Origin of the sequence: Sphingorhabdus pulchriflava, from assembly GCF_003367235.1 — a bacterium.
GTDB classification, from domain to species: Bacteria; Pseudomonadota; Alphaproteobacteria; order Sphingomonadales; family Sphingomonadaceae; genus Sphingorhabdus_B; species Sphingorhabdus_B pulchriflava.
Map to the genome: position 1 here is coordinate 881,380 of NZ_QRGP01000001.1, position 13,700 is coordinate 895,079.

Annotated in this window: 11 protein-coding genes; 6 read left to right on the forward strand and 5 right to left on the reverse strand. The window is 58.3% G+C overall.

The window, feature by feature from the left end; translation table 11 throughout:
* Positions 1-120: 120 nt before the first annotated feature.
* From DXH95_RS04480 to alaS, 3 genes are all read left to right on the forward strand, one after another.
* Positions 121-942 carry a class I SAM-dependent methyltransferase gene (locus DXH95_RS04480; RefSeq protein WP_115548221.1) on the forward strand — a complete coding sequence of 274 codons (822 nt, stop codon included), beginning with the start codon at positions 121-123 and terminating at the stop codon, positions 940-942.
* Between the two features lie 14 nt (positions 943-956).
* Entirely contained in the window at positions 957-1,583 is a 627-nt protein-coding gene (locus DXH95_RS04485) for a glutathione S-transferase family protein (RefSeq protein WP_115548222.1), read from the forward strand.
* 65 nt (positions 1,584-1,648) lie between these two features.
* Positions 1,649-4,294, forward strand: a complete 2,646-nt coding sequence (alaS, locus tag DXH95_RS04490) for an alanine--tRNA ligase (protein ID WP_115548223.1) — start codon at positions 1,649-1,651, stop codon at positions 4,292-4,294.
* Here alaS and DXH95_RS04495 read toward each other — a convergent pair.
* The 4 genes from DXH95_RS04495 to DXH95_RS04510 form a co-directional block, all read right to left on the reverse strand.
* Positions 4,272-6,062 (reverse strand): cation:proton antiporter domain-containing protein, encoded by a 1,791-nt coding sequence (locus tag DXH95_RS04495; RefSeq protein WP_115548224.1) that lies wholly within the window; start codon positions 6,060-6,062, stop codon positions 4,272-4,274. The genes alaS and DXH95_RS04495 overlap by 23 nt on opposite strands.
* A gap of 39 nt (positions 6,063-6,101) precedes the next feature.
* Entirely contained in the window at positions 6,102-7,325 is a 1,224-nt protein-coding gene (locus tag DXH95_RS04500; RefSeq protein ID WP_115549398.1) for an NADP-dependent isocitrate dehydrogenase, read from the reverse strand.
* A gap of 123 nt (positions 7,326-7,448) precedes the next feature.
* Positions 7,449-9,179, reverse strand: a complete 1,731-nt coding sequence (locus DXH95_RS04505; RefSeq protein WP_115548225.1) for an N-acyl-D-amino-acid deacylase family protein — start codon at positions 9,177-9,179, stop codon at positions 7,449-7,451.
* A 22-nt stretch (positions 9,180-9,201) separates the two neighbouring features.
* Positions 9,202-9,852, reverse strand: a complete 651-nt coding sequence (locus DXH95_RS04510; RefSeq protein WP_181883574.1) for a GntR family transcriptional regulator — start codon at positions 9,850-9,852, stop codon at positions 9,202-9,204.
* Positions 9,853-9,971: 119 nt separating this feature from the next.
* Here DXH95_RS04510 and DXH95_RS04515 point away from each other — a divergent pair, with 119 nt between their 5' ends.
* The 3 genes from DXH95_RS04515 to DXH95_RS04525 all read left to right on the forward strand — a co-directional run bounded on the left by DXH95_RS04515 (position 9,972) and on the right by DXH95_RS04525 (position 12,889).
* Positions 9,972-10,706 carry a phosphatidylserine decarboxylase gene (locus DXH95_RS04515; protein WP_115548227.1) on the forward strand — a complete coding sequence of 245 codons (735 nt, stop codon included), beginning with the start codon at positions 9,972-9,974 and terminating at the stop codon, positions 10,704-10,706.
* Between the two features lie 32 nt (positions 10,707-10,738).
* Positions 10,739-11,506 carry a CDP-alcohol phosphatidyltransferase family protein gene (locus DXH95_RS04520; protein WP_115549399.1) on the forward strand — a complete coding sequence of 256 codons (768 nt, stop codon included), beginning with the start codon at positions 10,739-10,741 and terminating at the stop codon, positions 11,504-11,506.
* A 123-nt stretch (positions 11,507-11,629) separates the two neighbouring features.
* Positions 11,630-12,889: a DNA recombination protein RmuC gene (locus DXH95_RS04525; protein WP_115549400.1), complete on the forward strand. Its 1,260-nt coding sequence runs from the start codon at positions 11,630-11,632 to the stop codon at positions 12,887-12,889.
* 6 nt (positions 12,890-12,895) lie between these two features.
* On the opposite strand, the gene DXH95_RS04530 is transcribed toward DXH95_RS04525, so the two are convergent.
* A complete protein-coding gene (locus DXH95_RS04530; protein WP_115548228.1) occupies positions 12,896-13,699 on the reverse strand; it encodes a TrmH family RNA methyltransferase in 804 nt (267 codons plus the stop codon).
* Position 13,700 lies beyond the last annotated feature (1 nt).

The window sequence follows — 13,700 nt, forward strand, 5'->3', positions numbered from 1 at the left end:
CGGGGGATATGGCCGAGGCGTATTTGCCAGTCCCTGACCAACAAATGCTGCGCCTATCCCAACTGAGTCGCAAGTGCAAAATGGGTTGCACCGATTGCTGTCCCGACTAGGGTTATCAGCATGACAGACAAGACGGAATGGCAAGGACAGGTTGGCACCAGTTGGGCGCGGCAATGGCAGCGCACCGACCGGTCGTTTACACCGCTGACCGAGCGCTTGGTTGCGCGCATATTGGAATGCGGGGATGTACGCCGGATCGCAGATATCGGCTGTGGGGCAGGGGAGCTGTCGATTAAGATCGCCGATGCTCGACGGGATGCGAATGTTCTCGGACTGGATATTTCAGCAGATCTGGTGTCGGCGGCATCGGAACGGGCTTCCGGAAGCCCCAATCTCAAATTTGCTGTTGCGGATGCTTCTGTTTGGCAGGACCCGTCCTTCATTCCAGACCTTTATGTGTCCCGCCATGGTGTGATGTTTTTCGACGATCCGGTTGCCGCCTTCGCCAACCTAGCGACGAGTGCGGCGGAGAATGCGCAAATGGTCTTATCCTGTTTTCGCGCCCCATCTGAAAATGCCTGGGCGACCAAAATCGCCTCGCTTGTTCCGTCGGCTCCATCCGGAGATCCGCATGCGCCCGGACCATTCGCCTTTGCCGATCCGGAGCGTGTGAAGGGCATTCTTTCCGAAGCTGGATGGACCGATGTCGGCTTTGAAGCCGTCGATTTCGATTATGTCGCGGGCAGCGGCGAAGATCCTGTCGCAGATGCGCTTGATTTCTTCGGCCATATTGGCCCCGCCGCGCGCGCTATCAGAATGCTTGAAGGCGATGCGCGTATCGCATTCCTTGATCGCCTGCGCGAACTTGCCCACGAGCATCTGCACGACGGCGCAGTCCGCTTTGCGGCAGCAGCCTGGATCGTCACAGCACGTAAGAATTAAACGAGGAGAGAGATATGACCCTGAAAGTCCACCACTTAAACAACAGCCGCTCGCAACGCATATTGTGGCTGCTGGAGGAACTCGGGGTCGATTACGAAATCGTGCATCATCAGCGCGATGCGGTTACTAATCTGGCGCCGCCCGAATTGCTCGCCGTTCACCCGCTCGGCAAATCGCCAGTGATCGATGACAACGGCCAGATTGTGTATGAATCAGCGGCCATCGTCGAATATCTGTGCGAGCGGCACGGCGGCGGCCATCTGGTGCCCGAACGCGGTACCGACGATCATATCCGATATCTCGAGTGGATCCACTTTGCTGAAGGTTCGGCGATGACGCCGATGCTGCTCAACCTTTATACCGCACGGCTTGGAGATGCAGCCGCTCCGCTGCGCCCGCGCATCGACCAGCAGCTTGAAAGCCATTTCCGCTATATCGAAGATCGGCTACTGCCGTCGGGCTGGCTGGTGGGCGACAGCATGACCGGGGCCGACATCATGGTCAGTTTTCCTGCTGAAGCAGCGGTCAAAATGGGCTGGGCGGGCGATAAACCGAAGCTGACCGCCTATGTCGAAAAAATCCATGCATTGCCGACCTGGAAGACCGCGTTGGAGAAGGGCGGACCCTACGCTTACGCCTGATCGTTCGCACTAAGCGATATATCCGGCTTGCAGCACGCTTTGCCGTCGCCTAAGTCGCGCTGGCTATGACCTCGACAAACGATATCCGCCGCGGCTTTCTCGACTATTTCGGCAATGCCGGACATGATGTGGTGCAGTCTGCCCCGCTAGTGCCCTATAATGACCCGACATTGATGTTCGTCAATGCCGGTATGGTGCCGTTCAAGAATGTGTTCACGGGGCTTGAAACCCGGGACACCCCTCGCGCTGCATCGAGCCAGAAATGCGTGCGCGCAGGCGGGAAGCATAATGATCTCGACAATGTCGGCTATACCGCGCGGCACCACACTTTCTTTGAAATGCTTGGGAATTTCTCCTTCGGCGATTATTTCAAGGAACAGGCGATCACCCATGCCTGGACTTTGCTGACCAAAGTCTGGGGTTTGAACCCGGACAAGCTGACGGCAACGGTCTATCACACCGATGATGAAGCCTTTGATCTTTGGAAGAAGATTGCAGGCCTGCCAGAACATCGCATCATTCGTATCCCGACCAGCGATAATTTCTGGTCGATGGGCGATACCGGGCCCTGCGGCCCGTGCAGCGAAATCTTCTACGATCATGGCGAACATATTTTCGGTGGGCCCCCGGGTAGCCCGGACGAGGATGGCGACCGCTTCGTCGAAATCTGGAACCTCGTCTTCATGCAGTTCGAACGGCAGGATGATGGCACCGATGTGCCTTTGCCCAAGCCATCGATCGACACCGGCATGGGGCTGGAACGCATTGCCGCGGTGCTGCAGGGCGTACACGACAATTATGATACCGATACCTTCAAGGCGCTGATTGCCGCCTCTGAAGAGCTGACCGGATCCAAGGCAGAAGGTGACAGCAAGGCGAGCCACCGCGTCATTGCGGATCACCTACGTTCAACCAGCTTCCTGCTGGCCGATGGCGTGATGCCCTCCAACGAAGGGCGGGGCTATGTTCTGCGTCGCATCATGCGCCGCGCGATGCGCCACGCGCATTTGCTTGGAGCCAAAGAGCCTTTGATGCACCGCTTGGTCGGCAGTCTTGCCGCTGAAATGGGTGCGGCCTATCCGGAACTGCTCCGCGCCCAGCCGCTGATCGAAGCGACGCTCCGCCAAGAGGAAACCCAGTTCCGCCGCACGCTCGACAAGGGGCTGAAGTTGCTCGACGAGGCAACCGGCGGAATGAAGGCGGGTGACGTGCTCGCGGGCGAAACCGCGTTCAAGCTCTATGACACTTACGGCTTCCCATATGACCTGACCGAAGATGCACTCCGCGCGCAGGGTTTCGGTATTGACCGTGCCGGCTTTGATGCCGCAATGGATAACCAGAAAGCGATGGCGCGCGCCGCGTGGAAGGGTTCGGGCGCAAAGGCTTCGGATGAGGTCTGGTTCGATATTGCCGAGCGTGTCGGTTCGACGGAGTTTACCGGCTATACCGCGACCGAGGGCGAGGGGCAGGTGGTTGCACTCGTCAAGGATGGCGCTGAAGTACAATCCGCCAAAGCTGGTGACAGCGTGACATTGATCACCAACCAGACGCCCTTTTATGGCGAAAGCGGTGGTCAGATGGGCGATGCTGGCACAATTTCGAGCTTGTCGGGCTTTGCAGCGACGGTCACTGACACCTCGAAGCCACTGGGTCGCCTGCATGCGCACCAGTTGACCGTTGATACCGGCGAAGTGAAGGTGGGCGATGTCGTCCAGCTAAAGATCGATACCGTGCGCCGTGATACGCTGCGTTCGAACCACAGTGCCACGCACTTGCTGCATGCGGCACTCCGTAATCGCTTGGGTAGCCATGTGACGCAAAAGGGTAGTATGGTTGCACCAGATCGCCTGCGTTTCGACTTTTCGCACAATCAGGCTGTGACGCCTGAAGAAATTGCCGACATCGAGGCCGAGGTCAATGCGCAAATCCGCCGAAACACTGCGGTGACCACTCGCTTGATGGCTCCCGACCAAGCAGTCGAGGCGGGCGCGCTGGCTCTGTTTGGTGAGAAATATGGCGACGAAGTCCGCGTGCTCAGCATGGGAGAGGTTGAGGGCGCCAATTATTCGGTCGAATTGTGCGGCGGCACCCATGTCAATGCGCTCGGCGATATCGCACTGATGACGATTGTTTCTGAAGGAGCCGTCGCGAGCGGCATTCGCCGTATAGAGGCATTGACCGGTGAGGCCGCCCGCCAGCATCTTGCGCGCCGTGAAAGCCAGTTGAAGGACATCGCGTCGCTGCTCAAAACAGCGCCAGATGAAGTGGCAACGCGCGTCGAAACCCTTCTCGCAGAACGTCGCACGCTCGAAAAGGAACTATCGGACGCCAAGACCAAGCTGGCGCTTTCGGGCGGCGGTGGCCCCAAGGCGGAAGCCGAGAAAATCGGCGATACCAGTTTCATAGGGCAGGTCATCGCCGGAATTGAACCCAAGGCGCTGCGTGGGCTTGCCGACGAACAGATGAAGGCACTTGGCGGTGGTGTTGTCGCGATTATCGCTTCTAACGAAAATGCCAATACCGTCGTTGTCGCTGTCTCGCCCGAATTGACCGGCAAATTTGCTGCACCCGATCTCGTTCGCGCCGCCACCACCGCAATGGGCGGGCAGGGCGGTGGTGGTCGTCCGGAAATGGCGCAGGGTGGTGGACCAGCAGGCGCCGCTCAGGCGCAGGCCGGGCTCGATGCGATCAAGGCTGTGCTTGCGGGTTAAGCCTGCTGCGCAGTTTGAGGCGGGGGGCTTTGTCGAGCTCCCCAGCTTCCTTGATGGCGCGACGGAACTCGTCGCGTTTCTCATGGATGGATGCGATCACCGGTCCCATCGCAATGCCGAGATCGACAAGAACTGCCTCTGACAGCTGAAGCGAGCTTTCGAGCGTTTCGGGCACCGCATCGCTTACGCCGGCCAGATAGAGCTCTGCGGCATGATCTGCGTCGCGGGCGCGGGCGACGATGGTTATATCGGCATGCTGCGCGCGAATTCGCTTCACCGTCTTCGCTGCCAGCACCGGATCGTTCATCGTCAGCACCAGCGCCTTGGCGGTATCGAGATGCAGTCTGTCCAAGGTTTGCGGCTTTCTGACATCGCCAAAAATGACATTATATCCGTCGCGCCGCGCGGCTACGACCGCGTCGACATTGTGCTCAACCGCCAAATAGGGTTGATCGTGCGCTTGCAGCATTTCTGCCACCAACTGTCCCACACGACCGAAACCGATAATGACTGTGCGCGGTTCGACGTCGGAACGGATCTCTTCTTCAAGCGCCAATCCGCTCGACCGCACCTGGATGCGTCGCGCCATATCGTGACCTATCCTGGCCAATATTGGCGTAATCAGCAAACCTATAGCGGTCGCAACCTGCCAAAACCGGGCAGTTTCGGGATCGATGATTTGTGCCGCGCTGGCGGCACCCAGAACGATCAAAGTTGTTTCGGATGGGCTAGCCATCAATAGGCCCGTCTCGGTTGCCACGCCCGGCCGAGCGCCGGCAAGTTTGAGCAGGCTGATGACGACAAGGGCATTTATTGCAACGGCCACGACAACTGCAGCCACCAGTTTGTCCCAATTGGACGATATGAAACCGATGTCGATCTGCATGCCGATGCTGATCAGAAATACACCCAACGCCAACCCCTTAAAGGGTTCGACCACGGTTTCGACTTCGCCGCGATAGTCGGTTTCAGCGATCAGCAATCCGGCGATCAGTGCGCCAACGATGGGGGAAAGACCAACCGCGGCAGTAGCGAGGCTCGACAATATGACGACCAGCAGAGTGGCGGCGATAAACAATTCCGGGCTTTTGGTGCGTGCAGCCTGCCCGAACAGCGGCGGAAGCAGATAGCGGCCCGCAACTAGCATCACGACGATCACTGACAGTCCCTGCCACGCCACCGAAAACAACGCATCCCATCCGCCACCGCTTGCTGCCTGCGGGCCAAGCACGCCGAGGACAAAGATGATCGGCACAATCGCCAGATCCTCAAACAACAGCATGGCGAATGCAGAGCGGCCCACAGAGGACGTTGTGCCTGCAATTGGCAGAACCAATGCTGTAGAAGACAGCGAGAGTGCGAGACCAAGCCCGATAGCTTCGGTGGCGTTGTAGCCAACGGCAAACAACGCGCCGCCGATCAATATCGCTCCACCAAATAATTCGGCGGCACCCAGCCCGAAGACCTGCTTGCGCATCCGCCAAAGCCTGCGGAATGACAGTTCAAGCCCGATGCCGAACAGCAACAGGATGATGCCAAATTCACCGATGCGGGTGATTTCGGCAGTGTCGGAAATGGTTATCCAGCGTAACCACGGATATTGCGCTGCAGGCGAGCCGAGACCCATGGGGCCGACCAGAACACCGACCAGCAGGAACCCGATAATCGGGGTGATCCGCAACCGGGCGAATGCAGGAATAACAATCCCCGCCGCGCCCAAGATGACGAGCGCGTTGTTCAAACCTTCGGTGTGGAGTTCGGCGGCCATGCCCCTTCTTAAGGGGAGCGGGCCGCCGATGTCAGCAACTTACTGCCAATTGCCCATTTTTGTTTCGAGATTGGCGCGAACCGTTTCGAAAAACTGCTCGGTGGTCATCCACGCCTGATCGGGGCCGATCAGGATGGCGAGGTCCTTGGTCATTGCACCGCTTTCGACGGTTTCGATGCAGACCTGCTCCAACGTTTCGGCAAAGCGCGTCACGTCGGGTGTGTCGTCGAACTTGCCACGGAACTTCAGACCACCGGTCCAGGCGAAGATCGACGCAATCGGGTTGGTCGAAGTTGCCTTGCCGGCCTGATGCTGGCGGTAGTGGCGAGTGACGGTGCCGTGCGCAGCTTCCGCCTCGACGGTCTTGCCGTCGGGCGTCATCAGGATCGAGGTCATCAGACCGAGCGAACCGAAGCCCTGCGCCACCTGATCCGACTGGACGTCGCCATCATAATTTTTGCAGGCCCACACGAACTTGCCGCTCCATTTCAGCGCCGATGCGACCATGTCGTCGATCAGGCGGTGTTCGTACACGATACCGGCGGCGGCGAATTTTTCCTTGAAGCCTTCGGTTTCGAAGATTTCCTGGAACAGATCCTTGAAGCGGCCGTCATAGGCCTTGAGGATGGTGTTCTTGGTCGACAGGTACACAGGCCAGCCAAGGTTGAGGCCGTAGTTGAGCGATGCGCGGGCAAAGTCGCGGATCGAATCGTCGAGATTGTACATCGCCATTGCGACGCCGCTGCTCGGGAATTTGAAGACTTCGAGGTCCAGTTTTTCGCCGTCATCGCCGTCAAAAACAAGTCGCAGCGTGCCCGGACCGGGGATCAGCGTGTCCGTGGCGCGATACTGGTCGCCAAAGGCATGACGGCCAACCACAATCGGGTCGGTCCAGCCGGGAATCAGGCGAGGGACGTTTTCGATCACGATCGGTTCGCGGAACACGACGCCGCCAAGAATATTGCGGATCGTGCCGTTGGGCGATTTCCACATTTTCTTGAGGTTGAATTCTTCAACACGGGCTTCGTCAGGGGTGATCGTTGCGCATTTCACGCCGACGCCATATTGCTTGATCGCGTTCGCGGCATCTACGGTGATCTTGTCGTCCGTCGCGTCACGGGCTTCGACGCCCAGGTCATAATATTTCAGGTCGATGTCGAGATAGGGCAGTATCAGGCGTTCGCGAATCCATTCCCAGATGATCCGGGTCATTTCGTCGCCATCGAGTTCGACGACGGGGTTTTTCACCTTGATTTTTGCCATGACGAAGCTGCTTTCCTTTGGGGATTCTCTATTGTTTGCGCCTGCGCCATAGCAAAGTTTGACGACCAATCAACTGCCTGTGCGGCAAGCGATTGGCCATCAGACTAAAGCATTAGAATATGTTCAGGCCGCTAGTTCCATTGCGGTGCGTCGAACGAGCCTTCCGGGCAGCTCGCCGGTGGGCTCACCATTGCGGTAAGTAATCTTGCCGTTGACGATCGTCGCGACAATGCCGTCCACCTTTTGCAGCATCCGCTTGCCGCCTGCCGGAAGGTCATAGACAATCTCCGGCACGCGCAATTGCAACGCGTCAAAATCGATCACATTCAGATCAGCCTTCATGCCCGGAGCGATCAAGCCGCGATCGTTAAGGCCTACGGTCGCCGCTGTTTTGGAGGTCAGTTCAGCTACAGCCCGGGGCAAATCAATGCGTTCGCTCTCTGCAGCATCGCGCGCCCAGCGTTGTAGATAATAGGTTGGGAAGCTTGAATCGCAGATCAGGCCGTAATGCGCGCCACCATCGGCCAGTGCCATCACGGTGTCAGGATGGCCCAGCATTTCGCGCACCGCAGACAGATTGCCTTCGGTATAATTGGCAGCGGGCAGGTAGAACATCCGACGCCCTTCATCCTCAAGCAGCCTGTCATAGGCAAATTCCTCGACGCTTTGTCCGGCTGCCTGCGCGCGGGCTTCCATGCTGTTGGCGCGTTCGGGTTCGTAATTCGGGCGGCCATCTTCCCATTCATTACTGGCGCGGAAGGCGTTGATCAGCGTGAGCGTTACCGGATTGCTGTCTTCTGCGATTTCCGACAACAATTGCGCACGGAATTCCGGATCGCGCATCTTCGCGACCCGATCCGCCAAAGGCAGCCCGGCGATCGCCTTGTAGCTGGGGTGCGAGCTGAACGGATTCAGGCTGAGGTCGAGGCCATAGAACATGCCGACGGGCCGAGGTGCGACCTGACCGCGCATCTGCAGCCCATCCTGCCGGGCCTTCTCCAGACCGCGCAGCATTGACCGCCAGCCAGCGCCGGGCTGGCCGGGGACATCGAGCAGGGTGAAGGACACCGGTCGCTTGCCATGTTCAGCCAGACCGCGCAGCAGGGCAAATTCCTCTTCCGCATCGTTGGCGGGGGCAGGGATCATCTGGAAAACGCCTGCCTTGGCTTCGACCAGCCCGTCCATCAGCGCGCAAAGCTCGTCAAACTCGGAATAGAGGCTGGGCGCAAGCTCGCCCGCGCGTGTCCGGTGCATCATGTTGCGCGAGGTGGTCACGCCAAATGCACCCGCTTCGATCGCTTCTTTTACCAGCGCGCGCATCTGCGCCAGATCGTCTTTGGTCGGCGGTTCGTGCCGTGCCGCGCGTTCGCCCATGACGAAGATGCGTACGGCGGAGTGCGGAACCTGCGTTGCAACATCGATATCGAGTTTGCGTTCTTCCAGCGCGTTCAGATAATCGGGGAAGGTTTCCCAATTCCAAGGCAGGCCATCGACCATTACGACTTCGGGGATATCCTCAACCCCTTCCATCAATTTGACCAGCATGTCGCGCTGGTGCGGACGGCAGGGGGCAAAGCCGACGCCGCAATTGCCCATCAGCACCGTGGTGACGCCGTGGTTCGACGAGGGTGCCATGCGGCTTTCCCATGTCGCCTGACCGTCAAAATGAGTGTGGATGTCGACAAAGCCCGGCGTGACAAGTTTTCCGCCAGCGTCGATTTCGCTCGCAGCCCGGCCTTCGACAGTGCCAACGGCAACAATCTTTCCGTCGCGAACGCCGACATCACCTGTAAAGGCAGGCTTGCCGCTGCCGTCGACGATATGGCCGTTCCGAATGACAAGATCATAATCCATGGCTCTTCCTCTCTCCATATGTCTATATCTGTTGCAGGAATTCGCGGATGCGGCGGACATAGGCCCGGCTCAAATCCTCGGCTTCCTCTGATTTGCCTACCAGCACAGTCCGACCAATCTCTGCCAGTTCCAGCGCATGCCCTGAACGGAATGCGGCAAAACCAAACTGTGCGCGCATCACATGGACGCGGACCTGCTCCATGATGCGGTTCAATTCAGGGTTGCCCGCGATGTGTGAAAGCGCGGCGAACAGGTGACGGCGCGCGCGCATATAATGGACTGGATCGTCAGTTTCTGAGGATGCGACAAGCTGGCCAATCGCGTCCGACAGTCGTGTTGGGTCGCAACCCGCGGCAATACGGCGAGCGGCGCTGCGTGAAACCAGCCCGAACAGAAGTTCGGTCAATTCCAGCGTCATTACGGCTTCGTGGCGGGTGACATGGATGATATGTGCGCCGCGATTTGGCTCGATCGCGACGACGCCATAGGCGTTCAGATGCTGCAGCGCTTCGCGGATAATCTGCCTGCCAACGCCGAAACGCAGGCACAGATCGGCTTCGACCATGCGTTGGCCAGGCGCAAATTCGCCTGCTTCGAGCGCTTCGATTACCGTGCGGGCAATTTCTGCCGCTGAGGTTTTGGTTGAATTTGAGATTGCCGATGTGGATTGCATGGATGGAATGCTGGCGCGCGCATCTTGCATTGTCAACAGATTGTCGACAATCTTGCGCATAGCTGAGATGCGAAGCTAACAGTTGTAACATCGCGCCACTCGCCGTAGAAGGCGCCGCAATGACAAAGCAAGAACTGACAAACCGGGGCACCGGGGTCGCAAAATGGTCTTTCCCCCCGGTTCATCCGGAAGGGCGTAAATTCGGTCTCATCGCTGCGGCGGTGACGGCGGTGTTTGCCTTCATGGCTTGGGAAACGCTTGCCTGGCCTATGGCGGGTATTACCATCTGGACTTTGGCGTTTTTCCGTGACCCTGCCCGCGCGACACCGATTGACGACCGTTTTGTGGTGGCACCAGCCGATGGCCTGGTCACGCTCATCGAAAAGGTTCTGCCGCCACCCGAACTGGCTGGTCCGGCAGGACTAGGTGACCAGCCGATGACGCGGGTGTCGATTTTCATGAGCGTCTTCGACGTGCATATCAACCGCGCCCCCATTCGCGGCACGATCAAGCGCGTGGCCTATATTGCGGGCAAATTCCTCAACGCTGATCTGGATAAGGCCAGCGAAGAGAATGAGCGCCAGCATTTCCTTGTCGAACGGCCCGATGGCGTGCGCATCGGCTTCACCCAGATTGCAGGCCTTGTCGCCCGCCGCATCGTTGCCTTTGTGAAGGAAGGCGATGTCGTCGCTGCTGGCCAGCGTGTCGGTCTGATCCGCTTTGGCAGCCGCGTTGACGTATATCTGCCGCACGGGACTGCGCCACGTATAATAAAAGGTCAGCGCTGCGTCGCTGGTGAAACGATCCTCGCTGAAATCGGTGTTGATCAGGATCTGCGCGCAATCGCCCATTGACAGGCGAAAGCGTGCATCCGACATCAAGTGTTATGACTGATAGCAATCCTCGACCGGGAATATCGCTGCGCGCGCTGGCGCCTAATGCTGTTACCGCCATGGCCTTGTGCACCGGCCTCTCCGGCGTCTGGTTTGCCATGCAGAGCAATTGGGATGCCGCACTCCTCTCTGTCGTAGTCGCGGGTGTGCTCGACGCGATGGATGGCCGCATTGCGCGAATGCTGAAGGGTGAAAGCCGCTTTGGTGCCGAACTAGATTCCTTGTCCGATGTGATTGCCTTTGGGGCGACTCCCTCGTTGATTATCTATAGCTGGGCGTTGCAGCATATGCCGCGTTTCGGCTGGACGATTTGCCTGTTCTTTGTGCTGTGTGCAGCACTCCGGTTGGCGCGATTCAATGCGCGGATCGACGCCGATGATCAGCCGCACAAATCCGCCGGATTCAATACCGGTGTGCCTTCGCCTGCTGGCGCAGGGTTGGCTCTGCTACCACTTACAATCTGGCTCGAAACTGGTGCCGAATGGGCGCGCGACTATCGGCTGATTGGGCCGTGGATGCTGCTCTGCGCCGCCTTGATGATCTCAAATGTAGCAACCTTCAGCTGGTCGTCGATCCGTATCCGTCGGTCGTTCCGCTTTCTGGCGCTGGCAGGTGTGGGGCTGTTTGCCGCGGCTTTGATTTCAGCGCCCTGGGTCGCGTTAATTGCGGCAAGTCTGGTCTATGCGGGGCTGATCCCACTGAGCGTAGTCAGTTACGCCAAAGTGAAGCGAACGCGCCGGGCTACAGCGCAAAGCGCTTGACGCGCCATTGGGACGGCCTATGTTCCATATTCGTTCCTTGTGGTGGAGCTTGATTTGGAACCGTTGATTGTCATTTTCGTAGTTGTCGCTGTCTTACTGGCTGGCCTTGGCCTAGGCTGGCTGATGGGTGGTAAAGCGGCGCGTGCAGGTGCGGAAACGACCGTGCAATTGCGGGCTATGCTTGATGAAGTTTTGGTTGAACGCGATGCTGCCAAAGATCGGCTGGCAAGGCTCGAAACCTCGCTCGAGGAGCGTGAGCGCAGCTTTAACGAGCAGTTGAAGGCGCTCTCGGAAGCCAAGGATTTGCTATCCTCCCAATTTGGCGAAATCGGGCAGAAGCTGCTCGGAGAAGCACAGCAGGCCTTTTTGCAGCGTGCGGACGAGCGCTTTCATCAGGCAGGCGAGAAGAATGAAGAGCGGTTGAAGCAGTTGCTTGCGCCGGTCGGGGAGCGATTGAAGGCCTATGAGGATCAGGTCGGCAAGATCGAGAAGGAACGCACAGAAGCCTATGGTGCTCTAACCGGCCTGATCGACCAGATGCGAGCAGGGCAGGAGCGGGTGCAGAGTGAGGCCGCACGGCTGGTCAATTCATTGCGCAATGCCCCCAAGGCACGCGGTCGCTGGGGTGAGCAGCAGCTCAAAAATGTGCTGGAAAGCTGCGGCCTATCCGAGCATGTCGATTTCGTAACCGAGGCAAGCGTTACCGTCGAAGATGGGCGGTTGCGGCCCGATGCCATCATTCGTGTGCCGGGCGGGCGCAGCCTCGTGATCGACGCCAAGGTATCGTTGAACGACTATCAGGATGGCTTTAATGCCGATGACGACGATGCGCGCCAAATCGCGATGTCGCGGCATACGGCCTCGATGAAAAACCATATCGAAGGGCTATCGCGCAAGGCCTATTGGGACCAGTTCGACGACGCGCCCGATTATGTTATTATGTTCGTCCCCGGCGAGCATTTCCTCGCAGCTGCGCTCGAACATGATCCGACGCTATGGGATCATGCCTTTGAAAAGCGTGTGTTGTTGGCAACGCCTACCAATCTTGTCGCGATTGCGCGCACGGTGGCGAGCGTATGGCGGCAAGAGGGACTCGCACGCGAAGCCAAGCAGATTGGCGCGTTGGGCAAGGAAATGTATGACAGGATTGCTGTTGCTGCAGGGCATTTGAAATCGGTCGGCTCCGGACTGTCCTCGGCCGTCAACAACTACAACAAATTTGTCGGCAGTTTTGAACGTAATGTGATGAGTACAGGCCGCAAATTCGCCGAGCTCAACATTGAAACTGGCAAGCGCGAACTTGAAGATGTCCCGGAAATCGAGGCATTGCCCCGATATGGGAGCGAAGCAGAGCAGGGACTTATAGCGTCGAACAAGAAGTGATATTTCTCAGCCGCGTCGGAACTGGTTCAGCACCTCATAAGCCATCACTGCCGTCGCAACCGCCGCGTTAAGGCTATCCGCTTTGCCCAGCATCGGCATTTTGACAAGCAAATCGCATTCGGCTTCATAAGCCTCCGGCAAGCCCTGTGCTTCGTTTCCGGTCAAAATGAAGCAAGGCGCGGTGTAGCGTCCTTCCTGATAGTCGTTATCGGTTTGCAGGCTGGTGCCCACCAATTGCCCCGCGCCTTCGCGCAGCCATGGCAGGAATTCGTCCCAGCGACACTGCACCAGTTTCTGCGTAAAAATCGCCCCCATACTCGCGCGGACAGCCTCGACCGAAAAGGGATCGGTGCAATCGTCGAGCAGGATCAGTCCGCCGGCGCCAACAGCATCGCCCGTGCGCAACATGGTGCCCAAATTGCCGGGATCGCGCATCGCCTGCGCCACCAGCCATATTTGCGCGCTGTTCCGGTCGAGCGATTCGAGAGGTGTTGCCATTTCACGGTACACGCCGATGACCGTCTGCGGATTGTCCTTACCCGACAACTTGGAAAGAATATCGGCGCTGGTTTCAATCACGTCGCCACCCGCCGCCAGCACTTCACCTTCCAGCGCGATTTCAAGGCTATGGGCATCGCGATCGGTGCAACGAAACAGCATTTCGGGCAGGAACCCTGCCTCGCGCGCTTCGGTCAGGATACGAAGCCCTTCCGCCAAAAACAGCCCTTCGCGTTTGCGGTGCTTCTTTTCGCGCAGTGACCGAACCCGCTTGATCAGCGGATTGGAAAACCCGGTAATTTCCCGGCGCATT